This is a genomic window from Synechococcus sp. WH 7805 (assembly GCF_000153285.1).
GTDB lineage: Bacteria > Cyanobacteriota > Cyanobacteriia > PCC-6307 > Cyanobiaceae > Synechococcus_C.
This window is the reverse complement of the sequence record NZ_CH724168.1, coordinates 2,411,192-2,429,168: the sequence shown is the minus strand read 5'-3', so window position 1 is coordinate 2,429,168 and position 17,977 is coordinate 2,411,192. Positions and strand designations below refer to the sequence as shown.

The following is a 17,977-nucleotide window of genomic DNA, read 5'->3' as shown; positions in this document are numbered from 1 at the left end:
CCACCGCTGTCGCCAGGACGACTCGGAACGACCTCCTTAGGTTGCCAGCACTACAGAAAGTCTGGCCGTGAACCGATCCACTGAACTCACCACCCAGCTTGCAGCCGCCTGTCTTGGCGCTGGAGTGATCACCACCGTTGCTGTGGTTCAAGGCCAGAATCCGATCACAGCCCTGGGCATCACCCTGTTTTCTGGAGTCGCAGCCGTGATGGTCGGCCAGGTTCTCTGAGTCGGCAGAAGCCCTTGGAGGCGGACGCTTAGGCTGCCGGCGCCGCCACTGAAATCCCTGTGCTCGATCAGCGTCTGGTGCGAGAGAACCCTGAGCTGATGGCCAGGGAGCTTGCTCGCCGCGGCTTGACGGTTGATCTAAACAGCCTTCAAGCCCTCGCCCAACAGCAGCGCGACCTCGAGGAGCAACGGAGCGGCCTGCAGGCGGAAGGCAACCGGGTGGGCAAAGAAGTTGGCCTCAAGATCAAGGCAGGGGCTGATCCGAAAGGCGATGAGGTGGCTGAACTCCGTCAGCAGGGCAATGCCATCAAACAGAGAGTGGCCGTTCTGGAAGATGAGGAACGCCAACTGGCCGCCGATCTGAAGAGCCAGCTGCTTACCTTCCCCAATCTCCCCTCACCCGACTGTCCAGACGGCCGGGATGAAAACGACAACATCGAGATCCGCGCCTGGGGTGACCCACGCAGGCAGGAAGGGCTTGAAGAGCATTGGGCGATCGCTGATCGCCTTGGGCTCCTCGACAGTGAGCGCTCGGTGCGCATCGCCCAGAGCCGCTTTGTGACCCTGTTTGGTCAGGGAGCACGCCTCGAGAGGGCCCTGATCAATTTCATGCTGGACCTCCACACCGGCAAGGGCTACCGCGAAGTGCTACCTCCGGTGCTCGTGAACAGCGCCAGTCTCACCGGTTCAGGACAGCTGCCCAAATTCGCCGAGGAAAGCTTCCGTTGCGCAGATGACGATCTCTGGCTCACTCCCACGGCGGAGGTGCCTCTGACCTCACTTCATCGTGATGAGATCATTCCGGCGGATCAACTACCCCTGCGCTACGTGGCCTACAGCCCGTGTTTCCGGCGGGAAGCTGGCAGCTATGGCCGAGATACCCGGGGACTGATTCGACTGCATCAGTTCAACAAGGTTGAGCTCTACTGGTTTGTGCACCCCGACCATGCCCACGAGGCGCATGCGGCCATCACCGCGGATGCCGAAGCGGTTCTGCAAGCGCTTGAGCTGCCTTACCGCGTGCTGGAACTGTGCACTGGAGATCTGGGATTCTCCGCAGCGCGCACCTACGACCTTGAAGTGTGGCTGGCGGGAGCCGGCGCCTACCGAGAGATTTCCAGCTGCAGCGTCTGCGGTGATTTCCAGGCACGACGCTCGTCCATCCGCACCAAGGACGGCAAGGCCACCCGCCTCGTGCACACCCTCAATGGCAGTGGCCTGGCCATCGGCCGCACCATGGCCGCCCTGCTCGAAAACGGTCAACAGGCCGACGGCAGCGTTCTCTTGCCTCAGGCGCTCATTCCCTACTTCGGTTCTGATCGCCTCCAGCCAGAATGATCCAACTGCGTGAATCCTCATGAACGTTCTGGCCTCACTGCTCGCTCTGGGGCTGCTGATCGTGATTCATGAGGCGGGTCATTTTCTGGCGGCCCGTCTGCAAGGCATCCGCGTCAATGGCTTCTCAGTGGGCTTCGGCCCTGCGGTGCTGAAAACCGAGCGCAATGGCATCACCTACGCCCTGCGGCTACTGCCTCTTGGCGGCTTCGTGTCGTTTCCGGACGACGACGACAACGATCAATCCATTCCTTTGGACGATCCGGATTTGCTGCGCAACCGTCCGATCCCCCAGAGAGTTCTGGTGATCAGTGCCGGGGTGCTGGCGAATTTGCTGCTGGCCTGGCTGGTGCTGGTGGGGCATACAGCCGCTACCGGTGTTCCCGGTGATCCAGCCCCTGGCGTGGTGGTGATGACCGTGCAGGACGGAGCTCCAGCCGATCGGGCCGGGCTCAAGCCAGGGGATCGCATTCTCTCCATCGATTCCAAACCACTCGGCAGCGGCGATCCAGCGGTACGGGCCGCAGTCGACCCCATCCGCCGCAGCCCCGGACAAACGCTTGAGCTGGAGGTCCAGCACGCTGAGGCGGTTCGGATGCTCCGCCTCACACCCGATGATCAGAACGGCACCGGTCGGATCGGAGCCCAGCTTCAGGTGGCGATGGTCGGAGCCACCCGCCCTGTGCGTTCTCCCTTGGAGGCGCTCAGCGCGGGCAGCAGCCAGTTTGCGGGTCTGTTCAGCCGGACGGTGGCCGGATACGCCGGTCTCCTCACCGATTTCGGCAGCACGGCCCAACAGGTATCCGGCCCTGTGAAGATTGTGGAGATGGGGGCTCAGCTCTCCAGCCAGGGAGGATCCGGACTGGCTCTATTCCTCGCCCTGATCTCGATCAATCTGGGAGTGCTGAACGCCTTGCCACTTCCCTTGCTCGATGGCGGACAGCTTGTGTTCCTCTTGATTGAAGGTGTGCGCGGACGGCCGCTGCCGGAGCGATTCCAACTGGCTGTGATGCAGTCCAGCCTGCTGCTGGTGCTGGGGCTGAGCGTTCTGCTGATCGTGCGTGACACCAGCCAGCTTTCTGTGGTGCGTCAATTGATGGGCCAGTGAGGCGTTAAAGTCACAGATTGAACTGCTCTTTTCCGACCGCTGCATGGCCAAAAAGTCGATGATCGCTCGCGATGCGAAGCGCAAGAAGATGGTTGAGCGCTTCGCCGCTAAGCGGTCGGCCCTGATGGCCGCCTTCGATGCAGCGAAGGATCCCATGGAGCGCCTGGAAATCCATCGGAAGATCCAGGCCCTGCCACGGAACAGTGCGCCCTCCCGGATGAGGAATCGTTGCTGGGCCACCGGCAAACCCCGTGGTGTGTACCGCGATTTCGGGCTCTGCCGCAACCAGCTTCGTGAGCGCGCCCACAAAGGGGAGCTCCCTGGGGTGGTGAAATCCAGCTGGTGATCTCCCCAGGGGGCAACGCCACACTTCAAGAATCCCGGAGGTGAGAAATCACCTCTTTTTTTTGACTATCAGCAGAAAAGCTAAAAGTGATCGTCCAACCGGATGATTTGACGGCTTGATCCTGCTGAATGTCAGAATCAGTCTTGACAGAAAGACATAAGCACAAGTGCAAGGTCAGACACAGTCAATCTCCTTCGACGGTCGGGAGATTCGACTGACAACGGGGCGGTATGCCCCTCAAGCCGGCGGATCCGTGATGATCGAGTGTGGAGACACCTCGGTGTTGGTCACCGCCACCCGATCTTCAGGACGAGAAGGCATCGACTTCCTTCCCCTGATCTGTGATTACGAGGAAAGGCTGTATGCCGCCGGTCGCATCCCCGGCAGCTTCATGCGCCGTGAAGGTCGGCCACCGGAGCGGGCCACGCTGATCAGCCGACTGATCGATCGGCCGATGCGGCCCCTGTTCCCCAGTTGGTTGCGGGACGATCTGCAGATCGTGGCGACCTGCATGTCCCTCGATGAGCGCGTCCCTGCCGACGTGTTGTCGGTGACAGGAGCATCCATGGCCACCCTGCTGGCCGGAATTCCGTTCTATGGGCCGATGGCCGCCGTGCGCGTTGGCCTGCTGGGCGACGACTTTGTGCTGAATCCGAGTTACCGCGAAATCGAACGGGGGGATCTGGACCTGGTGGTTGCCGGCACGCCAGAGGGCATCGTGATGGTGGAGGCGGGTGCCAATCAGCTCCCTGAGCAGGACGTGATCGAAGCAATCGACTTCGGTTATGAAGCCGTTTGCGAACTGATCAAGGCCCAGGAATCAATCCTCAAAGATGCCGGGATTGAGCAGGTGAAACCCGAAGCACCTGATGCAGACACCACGTTGCCGCTGTACCTCGAAAAAGCTTGCAGCAAGTCCATCGGTGAGGTGCTGGGCCAATTTGCACAGAGCAAAGCCGACCGCGACAGCAAACTGGATGCCATCCGCAGCAACACGGCGGAAGCCATTGAAGGACTGAAGGACACCGACCCCGTTCGCCAGTTGGTCTCATCCAACAGCAAGGCGCTGCCCACCAGCTTCAAGGCTCTCACCAAGAAACTGATGCGCCAACAGATCGTCAAGGACGGCAAGCGCGTGGATGGCCGCACCCTCGACGAAGTGCGCCCAATCAGTGCTGCAGCTGGTGTGCTTCCCAAGCGCGTGCATGGATCCGGCCTCTTCCAGCGCGGCCTGACCCAAGTTCTCTCCACAGCCACCCTGGGCACCCCCAGCGATGCCCAGGAGATGGATGATCTGAACCCCAATACAGAAAAGACCTATCTCCACCACTACAACTTCCCTCCTTACTCCGTCGGTGAGACCAAGCCGATGCGCTCACCAGGACGTCGGGAGATCGGCCATGGAGCGCTGGCTGAGCGGGCCATCATCCCTGTCCTTCCTGCCAAGGACACCTTCCCCTATGTGGTGCGGGTGGTGAGCGAGGTGCTCAGTTCCAACGGCTCCACCTCCATGGGCTCCGTCTGTGGCAGCACCTTGGCCCTCATGGATGCGGGCGTTCCTCTGAAGGCGCCTGTCAGTGGGGCAGCCATGGGCCTGATCAAGGAAGGCGATGAAGTGCGCATCCTCACTGACATTCAAGGCATCGAGGATTTCCTCGGCGATATGGATTTCAAGGTGGCTGGCACCGACAAGGGCATCACGGCTCTGCAGATGGATATGAAGATCACCGGCTTGGCGATGAACACCATTGCCGAAGCCATTAACAAGGCCAGACCCGCACGCCTGCACATCCTCGAAAAAATGATGGAGGCGATTGACACGCCTCGCGACGGACTCTCACCTCATGCTCCAAGGCTGCTGAGCTTCCGGATCGACCCAGAGCTGATCGGCACTGTGATCGGCCCCGGAGGCCGCACCATCAAGGGCATCACCGAGCGCACGAACACCAAGATCGATATCGAAGACAGCGGCATCGTGACCATCGCCTCCCATGACGGAGCTGCCGCTGACGAAGCCCAGAAGATCATCGAAGGACTCACCCGCAAGGTGAATGAGGGAGAAGTGTTCAGCGGAGCGATCACACGGATCATTCCGATCGGCGCCTTTGTGGAAATCCTTCCCGGCAAGGAAGGGATGATTCACATCTCCCAGCTTTCCGAGGCCCGAGTGGAGAAGGTGGAGGATGTGGTGAAAGTGGGCGACGAGGTCACCGTGCGCGTGCGCGAGATCGACAACCGCGGTCGCATCAATCTCACCCTGCGTGGTGTTCCCCAGAATGGAGAGGGCACCGAACCCGCGCCAGTTCCGACGCCAGTGGCACCGCTCTCCTGAGGGAGCTCAGGGTCACAGAGAAAAACCTGGATCAATCTCAGCCATCGCCCGTGCCGCCTGTTCTTCAAGGGTGGTATGGGCTTTTCCATGGCTGGCGATCAGGCAACCGGCCTGACGCACATCACCCGTGTTGTAAGCAAGAGGCTGGCCATCGGCGTGCGTGAAGGCCCCACCGGCAGCTAGCAGCACCGCTTCCGGAGCCGCCATGTCCCAGTCTTTCGGAGCACTCTTTCCAGAGAGAGAGATGTACACATCAGCCTCCCCGCGCAGGATGGTGGCAACTTTGCAGCCCACGCTGCCGACGGCCATGGAGCCTCCGAGGGGCAACGCCGCGATTAAGCGTTCGAGGCGATCATCCCGATGGCTGCGGCTCGCCACCAGCACCAGGTCAGATGTGCGCTCACTGAAGCGCACGGGGCTGCGCTCAGCTGCACGGTTCTCGCACCAGCTGCCCTGGCCTACAACTCCGAACCAGAGCTCGTCGGCCTCCGGCAGCAGCACCACCCCCAACGCGGGGCGCTCCCCCTGCACCAGCGCCAGATGAACGGCGTATTCGCCGGTGCCTTGCAGAAAATCCTTGGTTCCATCAAGGGGATCGAGGATCCAGAGCCACTCGGCGGCCAGGGGCTTGCCCTCGGTCAGCTGTTCCTTCGCGGTCTCCTCGCTGAGCAGAGTCCAGCCGGCATCCGGGAATGCAGCACGTAACCCATCCAGCAGCCATTGATTCACCGCCAGATCAGCTGCAGACACCGGCCCTTCCCCGCCATCGTCCACACTCAACGCCCGAGCAAAGCCATGGGGGGGCTGCTCACCACGGGCATAGGCCCTGAGGATGTCAGCAGCACCCCAGCAGAGCGGACGTAGCGCTTCAAGAAGCTGCTCCTGATTAATACCGGCTGGAAGGCTTGGGACGGTCGGCATCATGGAGAGGGTTGGGTGGGGACCATTGTGAAGCAGCGCGCCGAACCGGACGCCGGAGTGCTCTACGTCGTCGGCACCCCGATCGGAAACCTCGGGGACCTCTCCCCGCGCGCCCGGGCTCTGCTGATCGCGGTGGACACCATCGCCTGTGAAGACACCCGCCACAGCGGCCAGCTGCTCACCAGCCTGGGATCCCAGGCCAGGCGTTGCAGCTTTCATCAGCACAACACCCATACCCGCATCCCCCAGCTCCTGGAGGAACTGGGGGATGGCCGCAGCGTTGCCGTGATCAGCGATGCCGGCCTGCCGGGCATCAGTGACCCAGGGGAAGAGCTGGTGAAGGCGGCTCGACAAGCCGGGCATGCCGTGATCTGCATCCCTGGCCCCTGTGCTGTCACCACCGCCCTGGTGAGCAGTGGCCTCCCCAGCGGTCGCTTCTGCTTCGAGGGGTTCCTTCCCGCCAGGGGCAAGGAGCGCAGCGAGCGCCTTGTAGCCATCGCTGCGGAAGAGCGCACCACGGTGCTGTACGAGGCCCCCCATCGCCTGCTCAAACTGCTGAAGGAGCTTGCTGATCACTGCGGCGGCGACAGGCCGCTGCAGGTGGGACGGGAGCTCACCAAACGGCATGAAGAACAGGTTGGAGCCACGGTGCAAGCGGCCCTAGCTCATTTCGAACGGCACGCCCCCCAAGGAGAGTTCACGTTGGTGCTCGGAGGCGCAAGTGCACCTGAGACGAGAGTGCTCAGCGACGAGCGCTGTTTCGACGAGCTGCGCCGGTTGATTGCCCAAGGCCTCAAGCCCAGCGAGGCGGCCAGGGAGCTAGCGCAAACCAGCGGACGCAGCCGCAGGGATCTTTATGCGCTGCTGCATGAGGCAGAAAACCAGGCAAACTGACGAAGCATTGATGGTTGTCGGCGCCATGCTGATGCGCCTGCGTCTGTTGCTGATCACCATGGGCGGTGGTGTGGCCCTCCTGGTGGTGCTCTGCCTTGGTGCCCAGAATCTCAGCGATCGGTATCGGCTGAATCTCGGCGTTGGAACCAGCGCACCACTCCCTGCGGGTTTCGTGGTGGGAGTCAGCGCTGTGCTGGGGTTGATCGGTGGTGGCAGCCTCACGGCCCTGCTGATGCCGGAATCGCGGCGCTGATTCAGGCGTCGAGGGCGTAAAGCGAACCTTCAACAAGCAGCCGGGTGATGCCGCGGGCCACGAGGTAGCTGGTGGTGATAGCGAAGACCTGGGTATCGGGCACCTTGATCACACGCTGGCTGCGGCCGCATTGGCGTTTCGCCGTGCGCGGGCTTGTGAACAGGCAAAGCGCCTGGTGATCCAGCTCATCAGGACCCGCCACTCCCAACTCAGGAAACTCACTGAGCGGCCGGGGATCCAGCTCAACGGTCTTGTCCACCAGCATGTACACACTGTCTGGGAGCACTCCGGCCTCGAACGGGAGGCAGTGCAACTGCTGGGTATTCACCTGGGGGAGATCGAGCGGAAGTACAGCCACTTCGTGGAACTCCTCACCACCAGCAAACGCCCCCGAAGGCTCCTCCTCAGAGAAATCGTCAGGTTCATCCGCGCCGAAATCATCAGCGTCATCCAGAGCCAGCGCAGACGCACTGTCATCAACGGGCTCATCGGTGGCCTGCGCTGCAACGACATCCGACTCCACCGGCTCGGAGGACACCGGCTCGGGCTTCACCGCTGAACCGCGAGCCCTGGAGGCCTTGAGGTCGCTGTATTCCTCAGCCGAGAGCAGAGAACGCACCGTACGGCTCACCGTATTGGCACTGCAGCCAAAGGCGTCAGCGAGAGCTGCGCTGCTCTCGCCTTGGCGATAGCGGGTCAGAAGCTCCTGCTTCTGACTGTCGGTGAGCCGACCAGGAGCCATTACCTACTCTGCACAGCCCTCAACATTAGGCGGCAGGGTCGGGATCGGCTGTCAGAATGATCCCGCGAGCTCCCTTAGCTCAGCTGGATAGAGCAACTGCCTTCTAAGCAGTCGGTCGATGGTTCGAATCCATCAGGGGGCGTCAGAAAAAACCTAGTGAGCGACAGGGTTCTCGGCTTTGCCGGGAGCCCTTGTTTTTTACCTGCGCAAGCGGACAAGACCCATTTGTCCACTCCTTGTCCACTTTTGGTGGTAACGTGTAGTGGACAAGCAAAGCAGTTACTCCATATGGCTAAGACGCTCACCACCGATTGGTCCCAAACACTGAAAGCGGCCATCAAAGAAAAGGGGGTCCCCCGCGGATGGTCCGTCGTCAAATCCGGCAGCAAGGTCCGCCTTCGTGTTCGCCAAGGTGTTGGCGGCAAGGACAGCTGGACCAAGACGCTGGGGCATCAATGGGAGATCGGTTGCATTGGTCCCGTTTCAACCCTGCTGTCAGACCTGTATCAAGCAGTCGAAAACGGAGCCACCCTTGATGAGGCGTGGGCACAGCTCCACCCCAAGGAAGCCGCGACCGATGAAGCGGGCACCGTTAATCCGATCACCGGCATCAATTGGAGAGCCATCAAGCTGGCCTACTACCGAGACCGCGAGCGCAACGGCACCAAGGTCAGCACTAAGACGATGGAGGGCGACAAGCGGTACTGCGGGCAGGCCATCGAGCTACTGACAGGGAAGGACGCCCCCAGCGGTGCTTACAAGCTGATTGACGCCACCATCGAAGCCGGGGGGTGGACCGACAAGGCCCGTGCTCGTCAGCAGTGCGTTGATGCTGTAGTGCGGATGCTGACCTACGGCGTGGACCACGAAGGGCTGGATCCCGCATGGATGCTCCGCGACTCACTGAAGCTGAAGTTGAAGGGCAGCGGCAAACCCAAGAGCGCAGAGCGCCCGGTCAAGGCCCTGAGCGATGCCGAGGTGGTGGAGCTGCTGGTGTCCGTTGAAAACAGCAAGGGTCCCCTTTGGAAAAACGTCCTGCTGCTGATGGATACCTATGGCCTGCGCCCTATTGAGGTACTGAAGCTTGAAGTCCGCGTCAATCCGGCCACCGGTGCAGAGCAGCTGTTCTGCAACTACCGCAAAGCCTGCGGCGGAAAGACGAAGAAGACCGAAACCGAGCCACGCTTCCTTTTTCCATGCCCTTCCAAGGACGAAGAAGGCAATGACATCTGCGGAGACCTGACAGCAGCATTCAAGGCAGGGCTGATGCCTTTTCCATCAATGAAGCGCGGCGCTGCCGACATCAATCAGTTCCTTGGTCGGAATTCGGTATGGAAGCGACTGGCAGCTAAAGCAGAAGCTGAAGGGAAATGGCTGCGCCCGTACTCCTTCCGGAACAGCTACTCAGTCCGCTGTCACGCTCGCAACGTGCCATCAGCACTGGTCTCCAATGCGATGGGCCACAGCGACCTGACCCATAACGCTTACTACCTGACCAGCAGCGACGAAGCGACGGCAAGAGCATTCGAGGCCATGAACGGGGGGAGCTGAGGCCCCCAGATGGACCTGCGACCCTAGGGAAACAGCAAGATTTGGCAGTTTCGGGGACTAAATAAGGCGAATTTCGTCGAATTACCTGAACTTGTCCGGTTAGCACCTTGTCAGCACCTTGTCGGGGCGGACACCTTGCTTAGTTTGAATCTGTCGAGATTGAACCGTCCTTCAACTCAAATCCTTCGGGACTGGTTGATGTGTGGCTGTGCCGGCGGGTGTCCTCGACTGTGACCAATCTGCTTTGTCGCGTGGTGCTTCCCTGTGGGAAGACATAAGCAGAACCGTCAAACATTCGATGTCCAATTTCACTGCGTCCACTGCGGACGTGCTGAAGCTTCTTGGCCTGAATAATTCCAAGACGTTATTTCGTCGCCGGACAGACTTTCACGAAAACCGCCGCAAGAAGGTCGCACGCTTTCTTGAACCGGGGATTCACTTTCGTCGGAAGTCTCCTGAATCAAAAGCCTTGGTTTGGGATCCGGAGTTGACGTTGCGTGCTTGGGAGCAGGCCCTGTCCATTCGCACTAGTGAGCAATGCGTGCCCCGTTAACGCCAGGGAGTGCGGCGACTGAGATGGCAATGCGCCAGATCATCCGTGAACTCCATGAGCAAGAAACCTGCAAAGGGCGATGGCCCGATGCCAAACAACTGCGCAGTCGAGCAGTTGAAACCTTTTATCGGCAATTCACTTGAAGAAGTCAGTCTCTGAAGCCCTTGAAATCACACGGGCAGCACATCGCGAGGTCGAACATTCAGACCTCATGTATGTGATCCACATCAACAACCTCTGCCAACTGCTGAACGGCGATCGCACCGCCGCAGCACTGATTGTGATTGCCAGTGAAATCGACGCTTTGTTTATGCGCGTCAACACCATCGATGACAGCTTGGCGGCCATCGCTTCGGACGGCATCAACGTTCACTCCTGATCTTCTTGACATATGACTGAAGTCTTTGCCGAGCAGGTTGGGACACAAGTCTCAAACGGCAGAACCTTCGACGTCTTCGCCCCTACCGGTCCGATGCTGGATCACCGGGGGCATTTCAAAGAAGTTCAGCTGCTTGTTGGTTGTGACTTGACCGTCCTTGATCAATGCCTGTGCCGACTGCCGCAGGACAAGAAGCGGATGGGGTTTCGCCTCAACGTGAACCTTGAGCCATGGATGCTGAAGCCCAATGGCAACTGGGCCGAAGCACGCATCAGCCGTAGCAACGGCAAGCGCCTTGGCTGGAAACCATCCGTGTTCTTCGTCGCGCCTGAAGGGATTTGCATTGGGCTGACCGGGATGAGCATCAAGTTCTTCCGGAAAGCAGGATCGGCCGATTGGCCCCGCACGGTGCTTTACGCCGAAGCGATCGCCAGGGCCTGCGTGGGGTTCAACGCTGACCCGTCCGGCATTCGGGAGTTTGCGGTTGATGCCGCAACTCACTGCATGTGCTGCGGGAAAGCGCTGACCGTCGATCAATCCCGTGTTCGTGGTGTCGGGCCTGAATGCCTGTCAATCCTCAACACCTTCCTTGGTGTCGAAGAAACCATTGCCGAAATCGAAGCCGACCCTTTGCCCTTTTGACCTATGCCGAAACCTGAGGTTCCAACCGAACCGATCACTCTGACGCAAAAACCGAATCCCGCCGACGTCAGCCTTATCCAATCAAAAGTGGCAGCACTTGTTGGAGTTAAGGCGAAGGACCTTTCAGGGTTTGACTCTGAAAGCTACGAAAAGTTGGTGGCTGACGAAGACTGGCCCCGCGCATTGGGGTGGCTGACTGATGTCAGCAAGAAAGCGTTGGCTGTCCACAACGCCACCGTCAAGCAGGCCCAGCTGATCAACAGACAGCACTGGTCTCCGTTGCTCAAAGACTCCGACGCGAAGCAGACCGATGGTTGATTCCGTCGAAAGCCTGTAAGTCCCCATTTTTTGTTCACTTCTACTTTCTAGATCCATGAGTGATTCCCCCAAGAAGTACACCGATCGCCAAAAAGTCTGCGGTCTTTGGAAGCGCCAAACCAAGAGCGAGGAACCCAAAACCTATTTGGGTGGCAGCGACAAGGACGGCGCCCTCTATTCCATCTTTCCCAATGGATACAAGGGCGACAGCGACAGCAAGCCGGATTACGTCATGTACGTCGCATGGCCCATCGCCGAAGGGAATGCAGGGGCCACTGAACAAGCCCCAGCTGAAAAGGAAGAATTCGGCTTCTAACTTTGCAGCAAATAGCCCCCGTCAATAGGGGGCTTTCTTTTAGCCGATCCGAAAACAATCCCTAGATCCTGTTTTTCATGACCATCACCGAATTGCCCCGGATGGGCAGCGGCAGGGTCAGTGAAGCCAGAAGACTGCAGTTCCACGCCGATGTGCGTGAAGTGGTCGCATGGATGCGCCAATACGTTGGTCGTCTTGGTTTCGCCCCTGTAGCTCGATCTTGGCTTTACGCCCTTGAGTCCGAAGGCATCATCACCAAAGGCGATTTCACTTGGGCTGGCAAATGGCTGGCCGATCGTCGCAAGGAAGGGTTGATCCCTTTTGAGCTGGTCGGCGCTGATTCCACCCGTGCCTTGTCTGGCCACGATGCTCACGACGAGGAGGAAACCCCACGGGAATACATCAACCGCCAACTGCGAGATTCACTGGATCGCGCCAAGCGTTACTGGCCCAGCAGCTACTGGAAGCATCAGGAGTTCTTCCCGATCATCTGGACCGAAAAGCGCGACTTGATCAAGCTGTTTGAACCGGAGTTGCCCCATGCTGTGCGCCGGTTTGCAAGCAAGGGGCAGGCCGACGTGAACAGCAGGGTGGCGCTTATCGAAGAATGCAAATGGGCAGAGTCTCATCACCTGATTCCGGTGATCCTGTTCTGCGGTGACTTGGATCCAATGGGCGTGAGGATGTCCGACGCCATCTTGGAAAACTTGATGCCACTGGCCAAGGTTCTCGACTGGGAATACGAGCTGAAGGAAATGGCCGATGACGGTCGGATCATCCGCTTCGGGCTCAATGCCGAGTTTGTGGACAACGCCGGTTTGCTGTGGATCGACGGGCTGGAGACCAGCAGCGGTGAAGACCTTTCAGATCCAAAGCACAAGCACCATGACTTCCCCTACGTACAGAGCTACCTGCGTGAGTACGGAGCCCGGAAAGTTGAAGCAAACTCGATCATCGCCAGCCCAACCGCTGCCCGTGCATTGATCCGTGACGAGCTGTGGAGATGGTTATGCCACTTTGGTGATAAACAGTGGCGTGAGGAGAACAGACGGGCCAGCACCGAAGCCGCCGGTCACGTTGATGCGATCACCAGGATGCTGGCGATGTTTGATTCCGTTGGTGCGTTGTACAACCCACGACGATTGGAGCAGGCAGTCAACAACGGTGTTGCTTCATTGCCACCTTCGCCTGAATAAATACAATCCCTAGATACCGTTTTCTAATTGCCCCTGCCCTGGCCCACGCCGGGGCTTTTTTATGCCTTGAGCCAACCGAATCAGGCGATTACAGAATTTCTTAAGGGGGTATCAGGGGGCTATGACGGATGACAGGGGTGGGCAACATTTAAGGCGCAGCAATCGCGGCGGACAGTCCTAGCGATTCTCTTGCAAATGAATCCATAAGCTGATGACGTCCACCCGACAACGACATGAACCATGCCAGCGACTTCTTCTCAAATTGAAGAAAGACAAGCACTTGAATCGCTCTGCGTTCGTATGCCAGCAGGCACCAAAGTTCGCCTTGAAAACTATCGGCGAGCTGAAGGTTTCCGGTCCATGGCTGAAGCAGCACGCGAGCTGATGTCACGCGCAATGACTGAAGTCAGCGCCTAACAAATGCACACAGCGGATTAGCCACAGGCCCTGAGAAAGCTCGGCTTATCCGCTCGCCTTACCCCAACCCTTTTGAGTTCGAGTGGATTACTCCAACATTAACGGGGATCAGTGGCTTGCGGCAAACATTCCGCAACACTCATCTGATGACCCTTTCAAAGTTCGGCAGTGCAATGAACTGATTGACCAAATCATCAGTTTGCTGCAGCAGCGTTACAGCAAAAACCCACCGGTTTGGGTTCATAGAGCAATCGACCAGCTGCTTATGCAAGCCGAGCATTTCTCGGCCCTTGTGGAAGAGGTCAACAGCTGATGGATTACCCCAAAACTCAATGGCAGGCCGCTGAAGCAAGAGCGGAGAGCATGCTGGCACTTGTCGAGTATCAACACTCCGCAGGGTCCTTCTTCACCCCTGAACGATTTTCACTGCTGCAGCTGTTGCAGATTGCTGGCAAGGATTTCCCTGAGCTGAAGAGAGTGCCAGCCAAGGGCTCGCACACAGTTACCGGAACGATCCTTGACTGCGCCTTGGCAGGAGGAGAAAGCGCCAGAAGGTTCTGCATTGATCTGATCGCACGCCTGCTCGTCAACGCGATGGAGGTCTGATGGCGATCATTTCTGATGACCTCGAACACCTCCGCGCAGAAGGTTGGACTGAAGCGAACATCGATTGGGCAGTTGAAGCGGGCGTGCGGTCCGTTGATGCCGCTGAAGCTGAAGACCTCGGTATCGGTTGCCGGTCAAACACCGGAATCATTCACCCGACAGGTCTGTTCTTTCCCTACGGAAGCAGTGACGGCAAGACCTACGGCCAGCTGCGTTGTCACGGGAAAATCAAGCGACCTAATGGCAAAACTGCGCCGAAGTACCTCCCGACTGTTGGCGTCAAACCAATCGTTTGGGTGCCGCCGGAGGAAGAGCCGCAAGCCATCACCGAAGGATGGAAAGACGGTGCTGCGCCATTTCTTCGCCATGGAATCCCCTGCGGTGCGATCGGAGCGCCGTCGTACTTCCGCTGCATGGAAGGCCAGCTGCCGGGGGTCCCTTACATCCTTGACCCCGACACTCCATTTGTCTTGGAGGTATGGCGGATCCTTGTGGCCTGCGGACTGGAGCAAGACCGGAAGATTGGCCATCTCCCATGGATGCCTGACCATCCCAAGGGGGGCCTGACTGAATTCTGTTTCTCCAATAACGCCAGCCAGCAAGACGTCATGAACGTCATCGGCAGCGTTGCCCGCGCCAAGGATTACCTGTTCCGCCTTGCGCAGATTTGGGCTAATGCAACTGATGAGCAATGGCGGGCAGCCAATAAAAATGCCGAAGCCGGTCGAGTGCCTCTGCTGAAGGCAAGGGCAGCAGAGCAACTCGCCAAAACTGCCGCTCGTTGTCTATCCACCGGTGAAGCCGGTGCGCTGTTCAAGGTCATCTACAAGCGGGCAGGGGTCAAAAAAAGTGACCTCGAAAAGATCTTCGCCAGCAAGCAGGCATTAATTGCAAGGGCGGAAAGGGAGTCCGCAAGACGAGAACGCCAAGGCAGCGGTCAGCCCGTTTATTCCGTGGATTCCGCCACCACCTTGGAAGCCTGCGTCATTCACAATCTCAACGCCGTCAATGGCGGGCAGATGGTCGCTCGCAACCTGCAGTTCTGGCGGTGGACAGAAGAACTCCATCATTGGGAACGCCGTTCCGGCCATGACGTCAAGCATTGGCTGTCCAAAGACCTTGAGCGTTATTACGAGCCGCCTCAAAGCGAACGGGACATCCCCCGCTTTCGGTTCAGCACGCTCGACAACGTCAAACGAATCTCTGGTTACCTGCAGATTCGCCTTGATGACCCGCGCCTTGATGGGTCGCCACACCTAATCCCTTTCACGAATGGCGTGCTTGATGTCACCACCGGTGAACTGCTTGACCATGCCCCAGAGCACGGCTGCACCTATTGCATCCAAGGGAATTACTGCGCACCCGGCACCGGCCAGCTCGGTCCCGCCTTCCATCACCTGCTGCAGACCAGCTACGACAAGGCTCATCACCAAATGCTTCGCGCTGGGATGCGGATGATCGTCGATCCGACCATGCCGTCAGGGAAGGCCCTAGTGCTTGAAGGTGCTTCCGGTTCCGGCAAAGGCGCCTTGGTCAATGGCGTGATCCGGAGGCTATTCCCAACCCATGCCATCAGTGCGCTGTCGCGGCTAGATCAACTCGATGGCAAAGAAGCCATCTATCAATCCGTACTCGGGAAACGCCTGATTACCTTCGGTGACTTGATCGGCAAGCAGTCCAAGTACAGCGCCTTCTACGAACTCGTTGACCAGTCCATGATCACGGCACGGCGGCTTTTTGAATCCGAAGAAGTCACCGTGGATTTCGCTGGCCGCTTCGTGCTGGCCATGACCAAGATGCCGATGTTCGTTGATGACGACGGCAACACCGGCTGGATGCGGCGGGCATTCGTAGTCCCCACCATCCCTGGCGAACGGGACCGGTCCTTGTACGACGGCGACCTTGAAGCTGACCTCGCCACTGAAGTTGGCGCCATTGCCTCATGGGCGCTGGCCATGGACCGCAAAGAAGCCATCGACATCCTTCAAGGGCGTTCTGATGACGAAGAAGTCCAACGCGTTCAAGCCAAAGCCGCGGCCTCTACGGACTCTCTCTCTGAATTCATCGACCACTGTCTTGTCCCTACTGACGGGACGGTTGAAGCAGATCAGGTTGACCTCATTGATGCCTACCGCCTGTTCTGTCACGCCACCGGCAAGAAGGCCCTAGCCGATGCGCGGTTCATCGGACAACTTCGCAAGGCTCTGCCGCACCTTCATCAACCACGACGGCAGCTGTCTCGATCAGTGGCGCGTGATCGCGGCGTTGACCCAAACAACCGTTGGCTGACCGCTCGCTTCTTTGGCTTCACAGTCGACGAAACAATTTGGCGCAGAGAAGCAACTGACACTATTCCTCTCGTCATGTTCGATGTGCATGACTTTCGGTCCGGGGTTGATTGGGACAGCACCCTTGCCAAGTGGAAACGGGCTGACCTGCACTTCCAATGGAATAGGGATTCGAAGACCGCTGACACAGGCTTCATCAGCAAAACAGTGTTAGCTCAAATCGAAGGCAGGCTTCTTGAGCTCCGGAAACATCGCCCCAAGCCAACCGATGACTGATAGGACAACCTTGTGCACCAAGCGGGGACAGGGAATCAAGAAAAGACCTTGTCCCAGTAGATACAGCAAGGCTTTTAGAGAATTGGGACAGGGTGGAACATGGTAAATCTTCTTTAGCTTCTATAGGTCATATCTCTCTGTATTCACTACATACACACAGAGAGAGAGATACAGCCCTATAAGGCTGAGCGTGAAATAGGGCGTTTCACCCTGTTCCCCTGTTCCATCCCCTTTGCAAACTTGAAAGACGCAGCAGAATGGAGTCATGGCAGCACGTATTGGCAAAGACGAAAAGCAAAGGCGGGTGAATGAACTCCGCAAGCTGAAACAAAAGGGTGCAACAACTTCAGACTGCTATGTCTTCGCTGCGGAGCATTGGGGTATTGCAAGTCGTACTTGCGACGCCTACCTACACGAACTATCAAGGCAGATCTATGAGGTCTTCAACCGTGAACGCCCTCAATACACCGCCGAGCTTTTGGAAGTCCTACATGCATTGATCAAGAAGGCTCACGACACAAATCAGATGGGTGCTGCTGTCGCGGCAGTAACTCAGGCCATAAAGCTGGCAAAGCTAGACCAATGAGCTTGCAATTTTGACTATTGGGCTGGTGCCATAACGGGAGGCGCCGGATGCCGAATGTGCTGTTTAAGGGGCTGCAAAAGGGCGAGGAAGCGATACGGGGCGCACTAAGCAACGAAAGCAGTGCCCATTGATGCTTCAACCTTTACCCGCTCGATGCAGAAGTCGATGCGACTCCCAGGTTCAGCCGAGAGGTTTTCGTTATCAACAGCCAGAGCGGGGCTGAGGAGGGTGGCGAGCAGTTGGTTCAGGGCTGCCCGGGCAGCGGGTGCTGACACATAGCCATTGAAGTAGATCGTTGACGAGTGTGCAGTGCTCAAGTTTTAGGTCTACCCGGCGGGGGCGGGAGATTCGGCGGCATCAGCGGGGCCTTGGGGGCTGAAGCAGGTGGCTGTGGCTTGGGCTCCGTTTTGGCCGCTGCTTCTACAGCCAGCCGGTGAGCTGCACTTTTGGTCTGCTCATTGGATACCCCGGCCAGAGAAGCACCAAGCAGGCCCAGACCTGCGCCCATCTTTAAAGCCCCGAGGGCACGCAGTTGAAGGGCCGCAAAACTGGTCTCATCTTCCCAGCTATCTGCCCCCTTGCTGCGGGTGCCGATCTCACCGGGGCTACCCCAGATGAGCACTACACCTCCCATTGCCAAAAGAGCGCGGGCGGGCAATCCGAGATTGATCATGCGGGTCGTAAAATAAA

The 17,977-nt window shown here is 58.5% G+C and carries 23 protein-coding genes and 1 tRNA gene; 20 read left to right on the top strand and 4 right to left on the bottom strand.

The window, feature by feature from the left end; all coding sequences use genetic code 11:
• Window positions 1-67: 67 nt before the first annotated feature.
• The 5 genes from WH7805_RS14800 (at window position 68) to WH7805_RS12345 (ending at window position 5,349) form a co-directional block, all read left to right on the top strand.
• Entirely contained in the window at window positions 68-229 is a 162-nt protein-coding gene (locus WH7805_RS14800; protein WP_006043469.1) for a hypothetical protein, read from the top strand.
• A 59-nt stretch (window positions 230-288) separates the two neighbouring features.
• Window positions 289-1,566 (top strand): serine--tRNA ligase, encoded by a 1,278-nt coding sequence (serS, locus tag WH7805_RS12360; RefSeq protein WP_006043468.1) that lies wholly within the window; start codon window positions 289-291, stop codon window positions 1,564-1,566.
• Window positions 1,567-1,585: 19 nt separating this feature from the next.
• Complete coding sequence (rseP, locus tag WH7805_RS12355) at window positions 1,586-2,671, top strand: RIP metalloprotease RseP (RefSeq protein WP_006043467.1); 1,086 nt, start codon at window positions 1,586-1,588, stop codon at window positions 2,669-2,671.
• A gap of 43 nt (window positions 2,672-2,714) precedes the next feature.
• Window positions 2,715-3,017, top strand: a complete 303-nt coding sequence (rpsN, locus tag WH7805_RS12350) for a 30S ribosomal protein S14 (protein ID WP_006043466.1) — start codon at window positions 2,715-2,717, stop codon at window positions 3,015-3,017.
• 166 nt (window positions 3,018-3,183) lie between these two features.
• Window positions 3,184-5,349: a polyribonucleotide nucleotidyltransferase gene (locus WH7805_RS12345; protein WP_006043465.1), complete on the top strand. Its 2,166-nt coding sequence runs from the start codon at window positions 3,184-3,186 to the stop codon at window positions 5,347-5,349.
• 12 nt (window positions 5,350-5,361) lie between these two features.
• Here the strand turns inward: WH7805_RS12345 and WH7805_RS12340 are convergent, their stop codons facing one another.
• The gene (locus WH7805_RS12340) at window positions 5,362-6,273 is read right to left on the bottom strand and encodes a 3'(2'),5'-bisphosphate nucleotidase CysQ (protein ID WP_006043464.1); all 912 of its coding nucleotides are present in this window, start codon (window positions 6,271-6,273) and stop codon (window positions 5,362-5,364) included.
• Window positions 6,274-6,297: 24 nt separating this feature from the next.
• Between WH7805_RS12340 and rsmI the strand changes: the two genes are divergently transcribed.
• Entirely contained in the window at window positions 6,298-7,164 is an 867-nt protein-coding gene (gene rsmI / locus WH7805_RS12335; protein ID WP_038005486.1) for a 16S rRNA (cytidine(1402)-2'-O)-methyltransferase, read from the top strand.
• 25 nt (window positions 7,165-7,189) lie between these two features.
• On the top strand, window positions 7,190-7,417 hold the full coding sequence (locus WH7805_RS12330; protein WP_006043462.1) for a hypothetical protein: 228 nt from the start codon (window positions 7,190-7,192) through the stop codon (window positions 7,415-7,417).
• 1 nt (window position 7,418) lies between these two features.
• On the opposite strand, the gene WH7805_RS12325 is transcribed toward WH7805_RS12330, so the two are convergent.
• Window positions 7,419-8,159, bottom strand: coding sequence for a helix-turn-helix domain-containing protein (locus WH7805_RS12325; RefSeq protein ID WP_006043461.1), 741 nt, complete (start codon window positions 8,157-8,159; stop codon window positions 7,419-7,421).
• A gap of 68 nt (window positions 8,160-8,227) precedes the next feature.
• On the opposite strand from WH7805_RS12325, the gene WH7805_RS12320 reads away from it, so the two are divergent.
• The 13 genes from WH7805_RS12320 (at window position 8,228) to WH7805_RS12265 (ending at window position 17,287) form a co-directional block, all read left to right on the top strand.
• Window positions 8,228-8,301: transfer RNA gene (locus tag WH7805_RS12320), tRNA-Arg, on the top strand.
• 146 nt (window positions 8,302-8,447) lie between these two features.
• Complete coding sequence (locus tag WH7805_RS12315; protein ID WP_006043460.1) at window positions 8,448-9,710, top strand: hypothetical protein; 1,263 nt, start codon at window positions 8,448-8,450, stop codon at window positions 9,708-9,710.
• A 328-nt stretch (window positions 9,711-10,038) separates the two neighbouring features.
• A complete protein-coding gene (locus tag WH7805_RS15030) occupies window positions 10,039-10,263 on the top strand; it encodes a hypothetical protein (RefSeq protein WP_232199014.1) in 225 nt (74 codons plus the stop codon).
• 211 nt (window positions 10,264-10,474) lie between these two features.
• Entirely contained in the window at window positions 10,475-10,642 is a 168-nt protein-coding gene (locus WH7805_RS12305) for a hypothetical protein (protein WP_156783716.1), read from the top strand.
• 12 nt (window positions 10,643-10,654) lie between these two features.
• Window positions 10,655-11,284 carry a DUF6011 domain-containing protein gene (locus WH7805_RS12300; RefSeq protein ID WP_006043456.1) on the top strand — a complete coding sequence of 210 codons (630 nt, stop codon included), beginning with the start codon at window positions 10,655-10,657 and terminating at the stop codon, window positions 11,282-11,284.
• An 87-nt stretch (window positions 11,285-11,371) separates the two neighbouring features.
• Entirely contained in the window at window positions 11,372-11,602 is a 231-nt protein-coding gene (locus tag WH7805_RS12295) for a hypothetical protein (RefSeq protein ID WP_156783715.1), read from the top strand.
• A 55-nt stretch (window positions 11,603-11,657) separates the two neighbouring features.
• The gene (locus WH7805_RS12290; protein ID WP_006043454.1) at window positions 11,658-11,918 is read left to right on the top strand and encodes a hypothetical protein; all 261 of its coding nucleotides are present in this window, start codon (window positions 11,658-11,660) and stop codon (window positions 11,916-11,918) included.
• 77 nt (window positions 11,919-11,995) lie between these two features.
• Window positions 11,996-13,114 carry a hypothetical protein gene (locus WH7805_RS12285; protein ID WP_006043453.1) on the top strand — a complete coding sequence of 373 codons (1,119 nt, stop codon included), beginning with the start codon at window positions 11,996-11,998 and terminating at the stop codon, window positions 13,112-13,114.
• A 240-nt stretch (window positions 13,115-13,354) separates the two neighbouring features.
• A complete protein-coding gene (locus tag WH7805_RS14590) occupies window positions 13,355-13,531 on the top strand; it encodes a hypothetical protein (protein ID WP_156783714.1) in 177 nt (58 codons plus the stop codon).
• A gap of 82 nt (window positions 13,532-13,613) precedes the next feature.
• On the top strand, window positions 13,614-13,844 hold the full coding sequence (locus WH7805_RS12280) for a hypothetical protein (RefSeq protein ID WP_006043451.1): 231 nt from the start codon (window positions 13,614-13,616) through the stop codon (window positions 13,842-13,844).
• Between the two features lie 50 nt (window positions 13,845-13,894).
• The gene (locus WH7805_RS12275; RefSeq protein ID WP_198005756.1) at window positions 13,895-14,137 is read left to right on the top strand and encodes a hypothetical protein; all 243 of its coding nucleotides are present in this window, start codon (window positions 13,895-13,897) and stop codon (window positions 14,135-14,137) included.
• Window positions 14,137-16,701 carry an ATPase-like protein gene (locus WH7805_RS12270; protein WP_006043449.1) on the top strand — a complete coding sequence of 855 codons (2,565 nt, stop codon included), beginning with the start codon at window positions 14,137-14,139 and terminating at the stop codon, window positions 16,699-16,701. The genes WH7805_RS12275 and WH7805_RS12270 overlap by 1 nt, the downstream gene beginning before the upstream one ends.
• 265 nt (window positions 16,702-16,966) lie before the next feature.
• Window positions 16,967-17,287, top strand: a complete 321-nt coding sequence (locus WH7805_RS12265) for a hypothetical protein (protein WP_006043448.1) — start codon at window positions 16,967-16,969, stop codon at window positions 17,285-17,287.
• A 104-nt stretch (window positions 17,288-17,391) separates the two neighbouring features.
• Here the strand turns inward: WH7805_RS12265 and WH7805_RS12260 are convergent, their stop codons facing one another.
• Complete coding sequence (locus tag WH7805_RS12260) at window positions 17,392-17,604, bottom strand: hypothetical protein (protein WP_006043447.1); 213 nt, start codon at window positions 17,602-17,604, stop codon at window positions 17,392-17,394.
• Window positions 17,601-17,945, bottom strand: a complete 345-nt coding sequence (locus tag WH7805_RS12255) for a hypothetical protein (protein WP_232199013.1) — start codon at window positions 17,943-17,945, stop codon at window positions 17,601-17,603. Before WH7805_RS12255 ends, WH7805_RS12260 begins: the two co-directional genes overlap by 4 nt.
• Window positions 17,946-17,977 lie beyond the last annotated feature (32 nt).